This is a genomic window from Chryseobacterium indologenes (assembly GCF_002025665.1).
Lineage (GTDB): Bacteria > Bacteroidota > Bacteroidia > Flavobacteriales > Weeksellaceae > Chryseobacterium > Chryseobacterium metallicongregator.
Genome location: NZ_CP018786.1, coordinates 3,483,022 through 3,500,934, shown reverse-complemented (window position 1 = coordinate 3,500,934; position 17,913 = coordinate 3,483,022). Strand labels below are relative to the sequence as shown.

Genomic DNA, 17,913 nt, shown 5'->3' with positions numbered 1-17,913 from the left:
AATTCCAGCCAATGTCCCAACCACGGCAATCATTGCTTTAGTATCCAGCTTATAATCTTCTGAGAATTTTAAAGAAATAACGGCTTGTTAACTCCCAAACTTCTTCACCCTAATCACCTTCTCCCTTACCTTAATCACAAAAGACTCCAGCTGCACTATTTTCCCGGCTTCTACTTTGAAAGTATTAGTAGAATGTTCACAGTAGGTATTGGCAGGCAGGGAGTTTTTGTTCAGTTCAATTCTGTAATTTCCGGAGGGCAGGAAGGAGGCAAATTCTCCGTTATCATCGGTGATAATATGATGTACTAACTGTTCATTGCGGTAAATATTGAACAGGATACCTCCGGTTTTTGGGGTGAAATCTACTGCGGTTTTGGAATCAAAATCGTAGGTTACTTTTCCCTGGGTCGTTCCGTTTTGATGAAGGGGAATCTGAAAAGAGTAGTGGTGCTTGTCTACGGTAAATTCGGTTTCATCATAATACCAGCCTTGCTGGATCACCTGTTTCAGGGCATACTTTCCGTAAGGGATAGAACGGTAACTGATAGAACCTGAAGGGTCGGTTTTAAATGAAATATTGTTGAGCATAATAAGGTAACCTGCCGCTTCTTTGTCGCCTTCATCATAGATATTATTTTCGTTCAGGTCATAATAGACGAATGCTTTGATGTTCCCTTTTTTACCCGGATCCAGGGTGCTGTTTCTAAGGTTGACAGTCACACCAGCTTCCACGGTCAACAGATTATTGGTGAAGCTTCCTGCAGTATAACTGAAGTAGGAAGAGTTCAGGTACAGGGCATATTTTTCCCTTGAATACTTCAGGTTCATAAAACCGGAAGGCGATTTTCCGTACAGAACATCATCCGTATAAGAAACCCCTGAAGTGACATTCAGCTGACGGTTGAAGAAGTTTTTATTGACAAAAGCAGAAAGGGAAAGCTTTTCGTAGGGCGTGCTTTGGTTCATCATTTTTGAAAAAGCATATTCAGAAAGGAAGTAGCTTCCATGCTGATAGATCCCGTTCACGGTAAGCCATTTGTAGCCATAGGTTCCACTTACTTTCATCTGGAACTGCTGTTTGTTGTTGTCCGGATATTGTACCCATCCTGTCTCCATGCTCAGGATAGAGGTATGCTGTTTATCCGGGCTCAGCCAGGTAAGATATTCTGTAAAACGTTGTGCTTTAAGTTGTTTGGTGTTCTCATGAGGTTGGGCATTGAAGAAATTATTATAAGAGTTGGAATTTTCTTCCTGATACTGATACCCAAGTCCCATCCCGAAATTCCCTTTTTTAGGGAAATTGATTCCTGTGTCCAGTCTTATATTGCTTGAATTCAGAGTGTTGTCGTAAAAGTAGAACTTAGGCGAAAAATGAGAAGCCACAATGTTGGCATATACATAATGGTCTTTGAAAATCATGGTAGAAAAATTCTGCTGGATCTGTAAAATTCCTCTTCTGTTTCCAGGGTAATAATCGGTGCTGTAGAAATAATTTCCGTTCAGATTGACCTTTTTTATCATTCCTGAATATTGGGATTCCAAAGCTAATGAAGGCTTAGCGGGCTGGTTGTTTTCGTAGAAACTCAGTCCGCCATACACCTTGGTATTGGTTTTCCAGTCTTTGCCGAAAGCATACTGAAGATCTGTTCCGGCTACATGATGTCTGGCTTTTTCATAAGGATCATCCCTGAAAATATATGTTCCGGAGATATTGCGGGACGCATTTTGGGCTCCAAGAGTTCCTCTGGTATAGAACCCGTAGCCATACTTCAGAAATGAATTTCTTTCTATAAGGCTATAGGTCTGATCTACAAAACCTGCTTCAATTTTGGTATCCTTATCGGGAGAAGTGTAGGCATATTCCAGCCCTCTTCCGAACAGGGAAAGTTCCAGCATTTTGTTGATGTTTCCGATGGTGAATTCACTGTTTTCGCGGCGATAGGTCAGATAGGTATTGTTAACAACAGGATCGCTCTGATTCGTCATGGTATAGATATTCCCCCGGATGAAAATATATCCTGACGGAAGATTGAAACCTCCGGAACCTACCAATTGATACATATCCAGATTTTCCCCGGCATGTCTGTAGCTTGCCGTGATGGTATTCTTGGTGAAATTTGAAAAGGCGGTAGATTCAAGATCCTCATAACGCTGTACCGAAGAAACGTTCTGGATGGAAACACTGGTGTTACCGAATATTTCTCTGTCCGGCTCCCTGAAGCCTGCAATATTGACGGAAATCTGAGTGCTGCGGGATCTGATTCTGGAAGGCAGAAAACGGAATACAAATACCGAATCTTTCTGCACGCCAATACTTCCTGTTTTCTCTATAAAAGCATTTCCTTGTTCTGCTTCGGGGATTTTAAATACAACTGTTACATGCTGCTTTCTGTTCCCAAGATTGGAAACTCTTGCCCTTACTTCTACCGAATCGGTAGCCTTATTCACATAGATCAGAGGGTTTTCTGCTGTGATGCGCATGGCATTATTTTCAGTGACGGTGTAGGGTATTTCTTTTTCCGCCATTGTTTTATTCTGCTGGTCTGAAAGACGGAAGCCCAGGCGGGATTCTCCTGAAACAGCATTGTTGCTGACCACGATCTTTACAGGAAGAAAAAGATGCTCCCCGGATTTCATTTCGACCTGAAGCTGGTTTCCTGAAATATTTCTGAAGCCTTTAGGAATCGTCATGTTTACTTTTCCTTTGAAATCATTTGTGCTTTGATTGTCAAGAACGATGATCAGATCCAGAATACCTGCTTTATCTGTTCTGGATTCATTGCGGATATCAAGACTTATTCCGGAACTGCTTTGTGCCGGAATCCATATCTGGAACGAAATCAAAAAAATGAAAAAGATTTTTTTGAACAGGTCTTGAAGCATGGTTATTGGGGGATAATCTCGTATTGAAGGGTGGTGGAATATTCTTCCGATTTGGCATTAATCAGCCTTTCATCATTAGCTTTGGTGGAATATCGGATATCGTAATACAGGCTGGAGCTTCCGGTTGAGCCTCCTGTTGCAATAAGCTGTGGAGAAGCACTCAGCAGGATAGGATATACATTACCTGTGTTTCCCGAAACGGGGATGAGATTCATTTTTACGGTTCCTAAAGGAATGTAGTTTCCGGCCGGAGAGCTGAACTGCCCCTGAAGAGAACGTAATTTGATCTGGTAATTGGTATTGCTTTTTACAATCAGTCCATTGGAATAGGTGACACTTACTCCGTTGACATAATCCGACATACTTTTGAATTCCAGTGATCCGTTGACTGCTTTTGCGGAAAATTGAAGCGACATTTCGGGTACATCGGTCGGACTTCCGCTGAGTGGTCCGATGTGGAACTGAAAAATGTGATCTCCTCTGCCGATAATATTGTTGTACTGGTCATACGCTGTAAACTGTACCGGAGCGTTAAATCTGGTCCAGGAAGGGTAGCTTCCCAGATAAGATCCTCCCATAACGGTCAGGCTGTATTTTACCTGCAGGTTATAATAGCCGTTGGGTTGTGGCGGCTGATTGTACAACGCTGCATTGGATTGAGGAATTAAAAAGACTTCCTGGTTGGCCTGAAGAAAAGTATTCAGCGGCATTCCGATCTGAGGAATCGTGGGTACAGGTCCCGGATAAGCCTGTCCTGAAGTGGAAACCGGCTGAAATGATATTTTGCTGGCAGGCATCGTATAGTTTCCGTCAGTAGAAGTGATAGGCTGTTTCAGCTTCATGGATATTTTCCAGTAAGGAATATTAAACGCTCCATTACCAGCCAGAGTAAAGGTATAAGCATCAGGATTGGTATTTCCGCTGTAAGAATTAATCTGCAGATAACTGTTTACCCATGAGTTGTAATTGACCTGTGAAAAGCAGTTCAGGGAAACCAACAGAAAGAAATAGAAGAATTTTTTACTATTCATAGCTGAAACTTAATTCTCCTAATTCCAGATTGTTGTTGTCTCCATAATCAATCATTACAGAAGCGGTATACTTTCCTTTTTCAAGGCTTGCCGGAAGAGGGATATTCATCTCCCTTTTATTTCCGGGCATGGTGTAAAAGATAACCGGATCCAGAGATACTTTTTTTCCGGTTTGCGTATTCACAAAGTCGGTGTATATTTTTCCGTCACCCCATATATCGCCCTGATTTTCAAAAAAGAGGTTGACTGTATTGGTTGTTTTTCCGTATACCAGATTCTGGATTTCAAGTTTTTTCGTTTTGGCGGCAGGCAGCTTATGGAATAATTTGATTCCTGAGCGGATGCTTACTTTGATATTCGCTCCTTTATGATCCACATCATCTACCGGATTCATCTGACTTACATACAGAACTGCCGTATGGGTAGCCAGCTGGTCTGAAAGCGCATTCGGAACGGTAAGAGTTACCTCAATATCTTTTTTTTCTCCCGGAGCCAGCGTGAAGTAATTCTCTTCTTTTTTGACCGAAACCCAACTTGCGCAGGAAGTGGGAAGCGTATTGGCGGGATACGTTACATTCTCACCTTTGCCGTCATATTCCCAGTCTCCCAAACTTATGGCAAGATCCAGAGAATTTTTGGCACTTACATTCGTTACCGTTATGGTCTGGGTATTGCTGTTTCCGTTTCCTGACTCAAAGTACAGTCTTGGCGGTGAAACCGAAACCCCTGTTTGTGCATATCCGTGAAAAGAGGATAGGAAAAGAAGACTGAAAAGGAGAAGAGAAAGTCTGCTCATGACGGAGATTAGTTTTTAAGTGTTGATAAAGTGCTGTGGTAGGTACAACACTTTATCATTACAAAATGATAGCTATTATTGAGAAATAATGGTATACGTAAGTTGAGTAGTGTATACTGTAGGATCCTGTCCGGCAATATAATTGTTCAGGTAAGTGTTACCTCCGGCTCCTGTGTATTCAATGTTGATTTTTTTGTCTACTCCTCCGGTAGAAGAAGTTACCAAAGTTGCTTCGTTAGTAGATAACTGTACGTTCTGAGCATATTGAGCACCGTTTACAGCGTCAGAACCTGCGCTTGCTTTAATCTGGATGCTGTTAGCCTGGATGTTTTTACCTCCATACTCTAATACATCGTTACCTCCTTTTACTTTTACCTGGAATCCTCCTGTGCTGTAAATGCTTAAGTGATCTGCGTTTACAGAAGATACACCGTCGGCATAGTCATCTTTAGTGATGTAGTCTAAATTAACGACTTTTTGAGCGTTGTTAACAACAAGAGTCTGGATGGGCTTAAGTCTGACATTTAGTGTTACATTTTGTGCTTGTAATGTTGAGAATCCAAAGATAGCAAAAGATGCTAAGATAAAATTTTTCATAAGGTTAAAGACGTTTTTTTGTATTAATTTTTTTTAAAATTGCGGATGCAAAGGTAAATACAAAGAACATCAGGACCTTTGTGAAAAGATACTTATTATTTGTGAATTTTTACGGAGAAACAGGCACGCACCAATCAGTACTTTTTATGAATAACTACATAAAAAGTATCTTTTAAATGCTGATAAAATCACCATAAAGTAAAAAGAATGTTTTATTAATCTTAAACATTAATTTTACTTAATATATAGGGAATGAATAAATTGCAAGATTGTTATTCGTTGCATAGTTATTTTTTCAGGCCTTGCTTAATTTTTTACTGAGAAATTAGAGTTAATATTAAAAAATTTTCGTCGTCACTTCTGTTAACGCTTAAATTTTCCATTGCATTTTCAATCTCATGTTGGATAGGATATTGCTCCTGAACCACTCCTTTAGAATGGTTGATAAGAGGATATTCTTCAAACTTTTCTCGGTTGCTTTCGGAATTACCGATTGTACTGCGATATTCATTATATTTTGCATTCAGTTGAAACCCTGTCGGACTTGAGATGGTTACAGACTGAACCTCCCGGAAGGAAGACTCATTCCCATCGTCCGAAAATCCTGAGCCTATAGCGAGCATCTGTACCGGATAAAGCCTTACATTAAGCCTTAAACCGTCTGCTGCCTGGGCAAATGATTTTGTAATAGCAAAATAGAACAAAATGAATATAATGTACTTTGCAAGCATATAACCTGTATTTTTCCCCAAAAGGTTACTTATGTAAATATACAAATTATTTCATTTCTGAGGGATTTTTTCCGGTATGTTTTTTAATAAAATTGGTAAAATTTCCTTCATTGCTGAAACCCAGTTCGTAAGATATTTCAGAGATGGTGGAATTTGAAAAATTCAGTGCTTTTCGGCATTCAATAATAAGTTTTTCAATGATGATATGCTTGGCTGTTTTGCCCAGTACATACTCTGTCATCTCGGTAAGTTTCCTTGAAGAAATATTAAGTTCTTCTGCATAATAAGCCACTTTCTTTGCCTTTTTGTAATCTCTTTGTAAAAGAACTTTAAACCGGTTTACATAGTACATATAGTCAAATTTGATGTCCTTTTTGATTTCTTCGGTGGGAATATGTAAAAGGGCATCCAGCATCAGCCTTTCAATGGCATTATGGGCAGCAGATATATACAGGCTTTCGTCTTTTTTCCGGAAACTTTCCATGCGTTCCAGGAATATTACCCTCATCTGTTCTGCATTGAAGAAAGGAGCAATAAATATTTCAGAATTATAATTATAAAAAAGCTGCGAATTGATAAAAAGGCTGTCTTTGGTTGATCTTTCATAAAAACTGGATGAAAAAGCAATGGAATACACATCCGATCTTTTGGTTTCTCCAAAAACTATTTTTTTTTGTGGTCCTACGAAAGCAATATTTCCCCCTTTTAATGGGTAAGGAACATTGTCTATCGTTAACTGGATATCTTCCAGAATGATATAGATACAAAAATATTCCAGGGTATTGAATTCTCTTTTGTTTTTATTTCTATTGATAAGGTAATCTAAACGATTGATACTGAATCCTATATTCTTTAACTGGTCCGTTATTTTGTACATACATTGTTAGTCATTCTGTCCAAGAAGAATTCTTGTAAATTATTGATATAAATATAAAAAATTTACCAAATATCTAGTTTTAAAGAAAAAAATTAAGACAGTCTGTGCATGAAAATACCCGGTGATATCATGATCATCCGGGTATCGTTATCTTTTTTTTTGATTTTAATTAAATGATATACAGTGCTGTAGTTGTTTTTTAACCAAAAATCAAGGGTTTACCTCTGCAGGTACTGATGCGACTTTGCACATCCATCTTCTCAACCTCCAAACCGGGAGATATACAAAAATTACCGACAGAATTCCTGCCAATGTTCCCACGACCAAAGCCATTGCTGTAGCGTCCAGCTTATAATCTTTTGAGAAATTATACTGCCCGATAAAGAGCAGGGATAATACCAATAGTCCTGTAATCAAACCATGTAAGATGCTTAGTCTGGTCATCAGTTTTTTTATATTCAGCTGTTCATCTACGGTAAACTCTATGGCTTCCTGACTGGCGGCATCCGTTACTCTTTTGATGATATCAATGGTAAGGACCACCGGAAGGAAAATGGCCATTGGCAGGGTAAGACGGGCCAGATTTTGGGTTCCAGAGAAAAAATGCGTGTAGCCTAATTCTTTGAAACTGGCATAAGCAATAATGAAATTAAAAAATACATTCGGAAGGACATAATAAATCGTACGCTTAATGAGAAAGCGTTTGAGGGTGGTTTTCTTTATAGGTTTAGGCTTCGGAGGTTTTATTTTAAATTTCATAGAGAGGTGGTCAAAAGCTCAATGGCTTTATCTTTTATCAGATGAGCTTCCTCTTTGGGAAGAAAATTTTCATTGGACATGAAGGTGAAGTCCATCTGCTGGTTGTACGTACTGGTGACTAAGGTATTTGAGTTCAGCCATGGGAAAGCCACAGTAGGACTGAATACCGTTTCCAGATTGAAATTTTTATAATCATTCGGGATATTGACCTTTCCCATATTGGATAAGGTTACATCATGTCCGCCTTCGCTGGATTTCAGCATATGGATCATGCGTTCCACAATGGGATGCATATGTTCGCCCATCCACAGGAGTTCACGGGCTTCCATTTTACTGATTTTCTCAATGAGATTCCTTTTGATTTCTTTGGCATTGCTCATCACATTCTTGTTGTCTTTCTTCACAGAAAGCTCTACCGTTGGAGCGAAAGCAAATAAATGATCTTCTTTAATTTCCGGAATAAAATGACGCACGTCTACAGGGCTGATCACCTTACCTTTGGCACGGTCTCCCTGAACATCGCGGAATGCCTGCATTACAGAAGAACACAGTAAAGCATGTACAGAGATTCCGTTGGCTTTACATTTTTCAGTGATCTGCTGGGTTTCTTCCGGTGTCATTTTCCAGTGAATCGCGTAGTTTTTTCCTATGTTTCTCTTTTTACTTTTTCGCTGGATGGCAAAGAAAATTTTGGCAAACAGCAGATAAAGACTGGCTTTGTATTTTTTAATTCCCGTATTAAAATCCGAAGGAAGAAAATCATCAACAGATTCAAAAGCAACATAAGGAATTAAAGGAGCATAAGGATTATCCAGTAAACTCAAAAGTTCACGCATTAAAGTTACTCCCGTAGTTCCGTCAGAAATACAGTGAGGCATGATCCAAAGGATTTCGGAAGTGTTCTGTCCTTTTACCCAGACTACTTCCGCCAATGGTTTTTTAGGAGTTTCAAAAAGTTGGAACCATCCTTTTTCAGATTCTTTGAACCAATCCTCATCCGTTTTTCGCTCTACAATACGAAGCGGAATGGGTTCGATATCTCTTTGTCCCATAAAGAAAGGATATCGTCCGTTGCTATGATCAATGTTGGCTCTCAGCAGCGGGTGTTTCTGCTGAATTCTTACTAAAGCTGTTTTAAAATTTTCTTCGGGAATCTCTCCATTGATTCTTGCTGTATAAACACAGTTTAAAGGCGTTTCAGGATCTACATACATGATCCTTTCCACCATCATTAAAGGTCTTTTGATCATGATACTGCCATTTGTTTCAGTTGTGAATGTATAATCTGCATCACCTCCTCACGGACTGCCAGAGCATGGGTGTAAGGCAAATATCCTTCGCTTCCCATGAATGAAAAATCCATTTTTCCACGGTAAGTAGAGACGACAAGAGTCGTTGTATTTCCTAATGGACCAATGACTGACGGACTGAAAATCGTCTCCACCGTAAACTCTTTGTATTCATGAGGAATCTGTATCCGTCCCAGATTGGAAAACATACAGTCATTGGATGACTTTCCGTTTTTTAACAGCCTGGTAAAATTCTTCAGTGCATCATGCCCGGATTCCATCACCATCATTGTAATGTAAGGATTCAGCTTTGAGGTCTTTTGTTCCACAGATTTCTGCATTGTCCTTAGATTGTCCTCAAAACTTAGCTTTTCATCAGAAGAAACCACAATCATCAGCCCGAAAGCGAAAATATGATCTTCTTTAATCTGATTGGCAAATCTTCTGATATCTACCGGACAGGAAACTTTGTTGAAGGATTTTTCTCCTCTTACTTTTTTAAATGCCTGCAATACGGATGCGCTCAAAAATGTATTGACGGTCACTTCCTGGAATTTGCAGTAATTAATTAACTCTTTGCTGATGGTTTCATCCAGTTTCCAGTGGATCAGGTAGTCGTTCTGTCTTTCAACGACTTTTTTAGCTACCGGAATCCATTTGATTGCAGTAGCAGCCAGTCTTCCGATAAACTTAGCTTTCAGTTTCTGCCTGCGGCTGTTCAGAATATGGGAGGGAACAACATCCTGAATGCCTAAGATTGGATTTTCTGTTCCAATATCGGCAGCCGGATTATCCAGTACCAGAAGAAATTCTTTTAAAAAAGCCATTGCAGAACCACCATCACATAAGCAATGATGGAACGCAAAAAGCATGTCAGAAACGTTTTCCCCTTTGATCCATACAAACCGGATCAAAGGTAATTTTTCGTAATTAAAAATGGTGTTCCATTCTCTCCTGGATTCTTCCTGCCATTGATTTTCACTTTGTCGGGTGATGATTCTTACAGGAATAGAAATAGGTTTTTCCGGAACATTAAACCATGGAATATTTTTTTCATCATGGCTGATCAATGCTCTCAGCCATGGATGTTTATTTTGAATTTGAGCCAGAGCCTGCTGGATCTCTTTTAAGGTAAAAGTACCTCTCAGTCTGAACGGGATGACCGCGTTAAAGGGTTCTGTACCGTCTCCCAATAACATGCGCTCACCAAATAACAATTTTCTTTTCATGTGTTGATTCATAGGCTATACAGAAGCTAATGTTGAATGTTCCTGCACAAAATTTTCTAACAGTTCTACCGCTTTATCGTTCCCTCCGGCAAGGGTAAATGTGTTTCGGACTTCCTGAGCGGCTGCTCTGTATTTCGGATTTTCCAATAATTCAAAAGCAGTTTCACGAAGAGCATCTACACGAAGTCTTTTGTATCGGATACTGATTCCGCAACCTGCCTGTTCGATCAGTTTTGCAATATGGAAATGATCATAAGCAATAGGAGTGATTAACATCGGTAATCCGTTTCTAAAAGTATCGTTAACGGTATTGAAACCACCATGGCAGATCACCATATCCATTCTCTGCATCACTGCAGATTGAGGCACGAAACTGTTCACAATAAAATTATCCGGCCATTCTTCAAAGATTTCCGGTGGAGTAGCGGCAATCACCGTAACCGGCTGGTCTTTAAATGCAGCGATAATCTTTTCGAAGAAAGCTTTTCTAATATCTACCAGCAGCGTTCCCAATGATACAAATATCTTTGGAGTGGTGGAAGCGTTCAGCTTATCCCAGTCGAATGGGGCATCATTCGGACGGCCTTTTACCGGACCTACGAATTTCATATGAGACGGAACGGTTTCAAAACCGGCAAAGGCTTGTGAAGTAAAGACCATATTCAATTTATGAGAATGGATGTAAATTCCTTCTTCATGAATGCCTACTTCTTTTTGAAGATCTTTGATTAAGTTCTGCTGCCATTCCCAGATTTTAGGGGCACTTTTTTCTGTATCTCCCATTACATCCGGAGGAACAGGAGTAGTGGTTACACAAGGAATATTATGTTTGTGAGCGAAAAGAGCACCTCCGAATGTAATACAGTCATTCACGATCACATCGGGCATCCAGCTTTCTGTCAGTCTGGTAAGTCCCGGCATCATCATTTTAGCGAAAGGAACATAGGTTTCTTCCAGTGCCAGTTTCATTACTTCAGGTCCGGAGCATGCGGGGCCATCATCCTGTCTTTTTAAAATACGGGCAATTTCCTCCTGATACGGAATAAGATCTTCTTCGGGATAGAAATAAGAACCTCCTTCAGGAATATGTTTGCTGTCTAAAGGCGTAATTCCGAACCATTTTACTTCGTGGCCACGGGCAATTAAACTTGCTCCAACACTTAAAGTAGGGCTCACATGTCCGAAAAACGGAGGAACTACGAATAAAAACTTAGACGGTTTTTCAGGTTTTGAAGCTTTCAATATGGCTTGCTCCAGTAAGTTGGCTGCCGTAGCTGAACCTCCTGCTTCCACAAAAGACTGTCCCACTTTCTGGGCTGCTTCTTTGTAGCTTGGGTTATTCAGAATCTGCTGTACAGCTTCTCTCAGGTGATTTCCTTTAAATCTGTTAAAATTAAGACGTTCACCGGCTTCTGTACGCACTACACGTCCTGCAACGTGCGATTGGTCATAGGCAATCGGGATCACTACCAAAGGAATACCGTGTGATAGTGTTTCGGATACGGTATTGTGACCGCCATGGCACACCACACTGTCAAGATGAGGCAACAGATCCAGTTGAGGAACCTGCTGATATACCATAAAGTTATCCGGCCACTGTTCGAAAAGCTGCGGATCGGAAACCACTATAACGGTTAAATCTTCATCTTTAAAGGCATCAATTACCTTTTGGAAGAAAGCTTTTTTATGATCGTGATCGAAGGTAGTACCGATACTTACCAGAATCTTTTTGTTGTTTTTACTTTTTAACTTTTCCCAGTCGAATTCACATGAAACACGTCTTTCGGTAAGAACGGGACCTGTGAACTGATATTGAGAAGGCAGATCATCCATTTCACCAAAGAAATAATTAGAGGTCAGCACAAGTGTTAAAAGGTCTGAGGTTGCCAGAGAACGCTCTTCCTGAAAGCCCAGTTCTTTCTGTAGCTCAATGATCTGATTTACTTCCCATTCGTGTACCTTAGGTAGCTCATTCATAATTTTAATGGCGGCCGGAGCGGTAACGGAAGTGGCATAAGGGATTCCAAGAGTCTTTGCGGCAACAGGGGCAGCAAATAACTGGTGGTCTCCGATAATTAAATCGGGTTGCTCTATTTTTAATAATGAAACAATACCGTTATAGCAATGTCTGTTCAGCGGAATAAGAACCTCTTCGTACAGGAACTTCACACTGTCTATGCCATACACTACTTTTTTGGAAATAATATCGAGATATTGTTCACTTTCTTTCTTTTCTTCGTCGGTCTGATCGTACTGGATCAGTAATAATTTTCCTCCCTCGGGAAGTTTAGCCTCCAATGTTGGGTCAAGGCTGATCCAGGCTACTTCATGTCCTCTTTCCAGCAGAGTAGCACCGATGCTTAAGGTAGGGTTGACATGTCCTGTCAATGGAGGAACTATAAATGCAAATTTAGCCATGGTTTTGTGTTAAAATTTTAGATAAAAATTGAGCGATTGTTTCAGCGATAAGCTGAGGTTCCTGGATAGGAATGTTATGATCGCCCTGGATTAATTCAAGTTCAGATTGGCTGATTTGAGACTGAAGCCACTCACCAGTAGGTCTGCAGTTGGAATCAGCGCCATAAAGCAATAAAGTGGAAGTTTCCAATCCCTTGAAGTCAGCTTCACCAAGGAAATGTTTTTCCCTGATCATATCTGCTTTAATGGTGGTCTGATTAAAGAGAAATTCATACATACGATGGTTCTTTTCCATTTGTCTTTTACCCATCTGCACTTTGGTAGTATCTGTAAAATTGGCTACGTAATGCTCAAGAAATTCTTTGCTGTATTCATCAATGATGTTACGGGCTTTTTCGTCCTTAGGATCCGGAGCTTCCATCACCACGAGCTGATTTACACGGTCTGGATATTCTAATGCTGTTTTCAGCGCAATAAGACCTCCGAAGCTATAGCCTACAAGGTGTACTTTTTCCAGTTGAAGGTGATCTATTAAACCTATTAAATCGGATGACATGTTGTCAAGATCGTACCCATCCAAAAAGCGTTCACTCATACCGTGACTTTTCAGATCGTACATCACCACATGGAAATGCTTCGCCAGCACAGGGGCAATATTAAAATAATAAATGGACAGGTTACTGAACATACCGTGGATCAGTACCACGGTTTGTTCGGCTCCTTTGTTGAGTTCCTGTATATGAACTTGTCTGTTATTGACAGTGATTATTGGCATTCGTAGATATAATTGATGATCATACTAAGGTCAAGATTGATCAGCTGGTCAAGATCCATAGAAGATAACCAACCTGTAAAGTCGATCTGATCGCCAAAATGCGCTTTGATCTTTTCAGAGAAAGAGACAATCTCGATGCTGTCCATTTCAAGATCTTTGGTGAATGAACTTTCAGGAGTAATATCCATCTCTTCTACAAATTCAGCCCCTATCACTTCAGTAATAAAACCTTTTAATAAAGTAAAAAGTTCTTCGTGGTTCATTTTTAATGTTGCGTTTACAGTGTCCATCCGATAATATAATTTTTATGTTTAATAGTTTTGATTTCAATGTTGTTGATCCACAGGTGATCGTCTTTTATAAGTTCGACTTCGAAGGCTTTAGGATTTCCTTTCAGTCCTGTTCCCAGGAACTTTCCGTAGGCTTCCTTGGCTACCCAGAAACGGGTGGTCCATTCTGCCTGATCTCTGTCTTTTAATAAGGTTAATTCGTTGTCGGTAAATACCATGTCGTAGAATCCTGAACTGCGTTCTTCCATCAGTTCCATATCGATTCCTACAGATTTTCCATATCTCGCGATTCCTACGGCTTCTTTGCCTTTATGAGCTAAAGAAATATGAATATCTTCTGTAAAATCACTGATGAGGTAAGGTTTTCCTACTTCATCGGAACGAATTTCAAACGTGATCGGGAAGCAGGCATGATTTTTTTCCTGGCGAAGGAGATTTCTTACAGCATCTTTCACGGCTACACGGCTTACCATCCAGTTTTTCTTCTTGTTGGGTAATAGCTGCTGGTGATGCTGTTTTTCCGTTTGGTTGAAATATCTTTTCAGGATAAAATCCCATGAAGCGACTCTTGTATACGCCTGATGGAAAAAGAACACTTCAGGAGCAATTTCTTCCGAAAGACGGTTGTGCAGCGGTGACATGGAAACATTCCATAACGGAGCATCTATTTCCAGTCTTCTGTTCTGCCAGCCGGTAATGGCGCACCATACTTTTCCGTCTCTTTTCAGAATGATATCTGCGATGGCAAATTCATCATTAAGTTCGGTCAGCATACAGGTGCATTCAAAAATACCTTCCTGGTCATGCATATCACCGAAGAATTCAATATCTCTGATCTTTACAGGGAATGCAATACGGTCTTTTACCAAAGTAAGCTGAAGCCAAAGTCCGAATAACTGTCCTGCATTGTCCAATAAAGAACCTTTACCACCGTTACCTTTTATTTTTCCGATAATTCCTTTGTCTCCAACGGCTGAAACTTCAGTAATTCCCTGGTATTTATCTCCATGGAACATATGCATGTCATAGATTTCTTCAGGGGTTCTTTCGATAGGTAAAAGATTACCGATGGAAAGATTGAAGGCTGGTGTTGGAACTGAAGCGGATTTTAAAATTACTTCTGCGTTCGCAAAGTTTTCAATATCAAGATAAGCGTGATTCGGTGAACGCCATTCTCCTTTTACGGTTTTTTCGAAAGGTTTGGCAACGTTCATCCATTGGAATACACTTACATTCATGATTTTATGAACCAGTGTTCCCGGAATTTCGGTTTCTGCAATTTCTGCGAGCTGCTCAAAAATCATGGTCATCGGAATTACCGGTTCCATATCTGCTACATGAGCCCAACCTTTAGGCTGTCTCAATAGGCTGTGGTCAATCAGGTAAGGATGACTTTCAAGCGTTACATATAAGTCTTTTGAGAAGGTTGTACTTCTCGGTGCTTTTGGAGCAATAGGAGCTGCAGGACGTTGGATCGTAATCTCCGGACGGTTTTGGAATAAAGTCAATACTTCTTCCTGCATACGGATCATATCGGCAACGTTGTCCTGGAATGCCTGTACCAGCGGATGACCGCTTTTGGTGGCCATAGCTGAAGCTGTTGCGGTATATTGTTTTGGGGTCTCAAATGATTGAGCCAACGCTTTCACTTCTTTAAAATTACGGATGATAGGCGAGCCTAATTCCAGCTTAATTCCTTTTCCTGATGCTCTTTTTGTATGATTCTGAATTTCTAAAAAGTCAAGCGCAATGGTTTTCCCTTCTACAAATAATGAAGCAACTACACGTTGTAACTGCGCCAATGCCGAACGGGTAGGAACGCTGGAAGCAATCGTACTGAAGGCTTTTCCTTTTAAGGTATCATCAATAAATCCTATTAATCCTCCTGTACCTACCTGAATGAAAACTCTTGCGCCTTCTTCGTATAATGTATCTGTCAGTTCACGGAAACGAACAGGCTGAACCAAATGCTCTGCACTCAGTTTTCTGATCGCTGCCTGATCTGATGGATAAGGTTCTAAGGTTGTTGCAGACCACAGTGGAATTTTTGTCTGCTGGAACTGCGCTTTTTCCATTCCCGCAAGGATCACATCCAGTTTATCTGCGATAAAAGGAGAGTGGAATCCTGATTGGAAAGGAAGCACCTGATGGAAAATCTGTTTTGCCTTTAACAAAGGAACCAATTCCTCCAAAGCGGCATTGCTTCCGCAAAGAATCACCTGATTAGGGCAGTTGTCATTGGAAACATAAAGGTTTGAAATTTCAGTAATAAAAGGTTTTATCACCTCAATTCCGGCTCCTATGGCGATGAACTTGGAATCTTTTAATTCAAATGTTTCAGGGTGGAGCACATCAATTAACGCTTTTACAGAATTGGCTTCCGCTAATTCGGATGAATATCCTGCCAGCCATTCTCCTAAACTGTGTCCTGCATTCATATCAGGAATAATTCCCAGTTTTTTCAATGAATTATCAAGGATACTGCAGTTGTTGAAAATGTTTAAGGCATCGGTTAAAAGACCTTCACCTTCTGTTTCAATAGGTGCTGTCAATCCAAAATAACGGCTTACTGTCTCCACTTCACCTTTTGCAAGACCATCTAAGCCTGGAAATACAAAGGCTACTTTACCACCATCTTTTAATAATGGAGTAGAGGTGTACCAGATATCCTGTTTGTTTTTCCAGATGATATTTTTGGAAACAATTTTAATGGCTTTTTCTATTCTTGCAGGCGTTGGATCGAATATCGCTACTCTGAAATCTCCTTCACCAATGGCGGTTTCATTATTTTGTAATGCGGAAAGCAGTTCTTCGTGTGTAGGTCTGGCTAATATCAGTACGTGGTCTTTTTTCGGCATATCATAGCCTTCCAGAACCACGTGTGCATTGATACCTCCAAATCCGAAAGCATTTACTGCAGCGACTTTTGGAAGTCCGGTTTTTGACCAGTTTTTTGCTTCCTGTACCGGTTCAAACCTTGTGTTCTGCATATCCGAAGTTGGATTTTCACAGTATAGGGTTGGCGGTAAAATATCATGGTGTAATGCCAGACAGGTTTTGATTAATCCTGCAATCCCGGCTGCCGGCATAGCATGCCCGATATTGGACTTTACAGATCCGATACCCGCTGCCTGAGCATTTTCTTCTTTTCCGAAGAACTGAGCTAAGGTCTGAAGTTCTGTTTTATCTCCAAGAGGTGTTCCTGTGCCATGAGCTTCAAGATATCCCACTTTATTTTTATCTAAATCAGCGTTGATCCATGCCTGTTCCAAAGCTTTTAACTGACCTTTCACAGCCGGACTCATCACGCTGGTTCCGGTACCGTCACTGCTTACCCCAACTCCTTTGATTACCGCGTAGATTTTATCCTGATCACGAACGGCATCTTCCAATCTTTTTAAGACTACAAAACCACAACCTTCACCAATCAGTAATCCGTCAGCATCCATACTGAACGGTTTGATCTGCTGCTGGCGGGACATTGCTCCCAATTGAGCAAAAATACTCCAGAAAGCAGCGTTCTGTCCTGTGTGGACTCCTCCTGCGATCATGATATCGGAACGACCTCTCTGAAGTTCCTGTACAGCATGGTCTACAGCAATCAAAGCGGATGCACAAGCGGCATCTACAGTGAATGCGGCTCCTCCTAAATTGAAACGGTTGGCAACAAGAGAAGCAACGAGATTGGGAATTAATCCCATGGCGGTATCGGCTGCAAAACGTCCTTTACGCTGTTGGAAAGCATGTTTTACCTTTTCAATATCTGCGGAAGAAACATGAGGCAGTAATTCCTGCAGTAACGAAGAAATCTGTTCTCCGGTTCTTACAATTTCAATAGCGCGGGTGGCTCCCGGACCGGTATAGTTTCCTTTACCGATGATAATTCCTGTTTTTTCAAGAGAAATGTTCTTTTGAAATACGCCGGCATCTTCCAGGGCTTTCTGCACCAGATCAAGGGTAAGCAAATGGTCAGGTTCCGTTCCTTCAACGGCCAATGGCAAGATACCAAATGCTGTAGGATCGAAAGTGTAATCAGGGATAAACCCTCCGCGCTGACAGTAAAAACGGTCAACGGGACTTGTGGCATCACTGAAATGAACAGGATCTATCCGGTCTGCCGGAGCGAGCTCGGTAGAATCAACTTTATTGACAATATTCTGCCAAAAAGTGTTGGCATCCTGTGCCCCGGGAAAGACACAGGATAGACCAATTACAGCAACATCTGTTTTTTTCATATT

The 17,913-nt window shown here is 40.6% G+C and carries 13 protein-coding genes; all 13 read right to left on the bottom strand.

Translation table 11 applies throughout. From position 1 onward, the window contains the following. Nucleotides 1–87: 87 nt before the first annotated feature. Nucleotides 88–2,844 carry a hypothetical protein gene (locus BUE84_RS15670; protein ID WP_145953272.1) on the bottom strand — a complete coding sequence of 919 codons (2,757 nt, stop codon included), beginning with the start codon at nucleotides 2,842–2,844 and terminating at the stop codon, nucleotides 88–90. A gap of 41 nt (nucleotides 2,845–2,885) precedes the next feature. Beyond that, the gene (locus BUE84_RS15665) at nucleotides 2,886–3,914 is read right to left on the bottom strand and encodes a hypothetical protein (protein ID WP_079242481.1); all 1,029 of its coding nucleotides are present in this window, start codon (nucleotides 3,912–3,914) and stop codon (nucleotides 2,886–2,888) included. Next, nucleotides 3,907–4,710, bottom strand: a complete 804-nt coding sequence (locus tag BUE84_RS15660; RefSeq protein ID WP_079242480.1) for a molecular chaperone — start codon at nucleotides 4,708–4,710, stop codon at nucleotides 3,907–3,909. Before BUE84_RS15660 ends, BUE84_RS15665 begins: the two co-directional genes overlap by 8 nt. Before the next feature lie 75 nt (nucleotides 4,711–4,785). Beyond that, nucleotides 4,786–5,307, bottom strand: coding sequence for a hypothetical protein (locus BUE84_RS15655; RefSeq protein ID WP_079242479.1), 522 nt, complete (start codon nucleotides 5,305–5,307; stop codon nucleotides 4,786–4,788). A gap of 314 nt (nucleotides 5,308–5,621) precedes the next feature. Continuing rightward, nucleotides 5,622–6,038, bottom strand: coding sequence for a hypothetical protein (locus tag BUE84_RS15650; RefSeq protein ID WP_145953271.1), 417 nt, complete (start codon nucleotides 6,036–6,038; stop codon nucleotides 5,622–5,624). Nucleotides 6,039–6,084: 46 nt separating this feature from the next. Next, the gene (locus BUE84_RS15645) at nucleotides 6,085–6,915 is read right to left on the bottom strand and encodes a helix-turn-helix domain-containing protein (protein WP_079242477.1); all 831 of its coding nucleotides are present in this window, start codon (nucleotides 6,913–6,915) and stop codon (nucleotides 6,085–6,087) included. Between the two features lie 210 nt (nucleotides 6,916–7,125). After that, nucleotides 7,126–7,674 carry a hypothetical protein gene (locus BUE84_RS15640; protein ID WP_079242476.1) on the bottom strand — a complete coding sequence of 183 codons (549 nt, stop codon included), beginning with the start codon at nucleotides 7,672–7,674 and terminating at the stop codon, nucleotides 7,126–7,128. Continuing rightward, complete coding sequence (locus tag BUE84_RS15635; RefSeq protein WP_079242475.1) at nucleotides 7,671–8,924, bottom strand: phthiocerol/phthiodiolone dimycocerosyl transferase family protein; 1,254 nt, start codon at nucleotides 8,922–8,924, stop codon at nucleotides 7,671–7,673. The genes BUE84_RS15640 and BUE84_RS15635 overlap by 4 nt, the downstream gene beginning before the upstream one ends. Continuing rightward, complete coding sequence (locus BUE84_RS15630; RefSeq protein WP_238594270.1) at nucleotides 8,921–10,192, bottom strand: condensation domain-containing protein; 1,272 nt, start codon at nucleotides 10,190–10,192, stop codon at nucleotides 8,921–8,923. Before BUE84_RS15630 ends, BUE84_RS15635 begins: the two co-directional genes overlap by 4 nt. Nucleotides 10,193–10,207: 15 nt before the next feature. Continuing rightward, nucleotides 10,208–12,610, bottom strand: coding sequence for a glycosyltransferase (locus BUE84_RS15625; protein ID WP_079242473.1), 2,403 nt, complete (start codon nucleotides 12,608–12,610; stop codon nucleotides 10,208–10,210). Beyond that, nucleotides 12,603–13,385: an alpha/beta fold hydrolase gene (locus tag BUE84_RS15620; protein WP_079242472.1), complete on the bottom strand. Its 783-nt coding sequence runs from the start codon at nucleotides 13,383–13,385 to the stop codon at nucleotides 12,603–12,605. The genes BUE84_RS15625 and BUE84_RS15620 overlap by 8 nt, the downstream gene beginning before the upstream one ends. After that, the gene (locus tag BUE84_RS15615; protein ID WP_002977699.1) at nucleotides 13,376–13,675 is read right to left on the bottom strand and encodes an acyl carrier protein; all 300 of its coding nucleotides are present in this window, start codon (nucleotides 13,673–13,675) and stop codon (nucleotides 13,376–13,378) included. The genes BUE84_RS15620 and BUE84_RS15615 overlap by 10 nt, the downstream gene beginning before the upstream one ends. Continuing rightward, complete coding sequence (locus BUE84_RS15610) at nucleotides 13,663–17,910, bottom strand: type I polyketide synthase (RefSeq protein WP_079242471.1); 4,248 nt, start codon at nucleotides 17,908–17,910, stop codon at nucleotides 13,663–13,665. The genes BUE84_RS15615 and BUE84_RS15610 overlap by 13 nt, the downstream gene beginning before the upstream one ends. Nucleotides 17,911–17,913 lie beyond the last annotated feature (3 nt).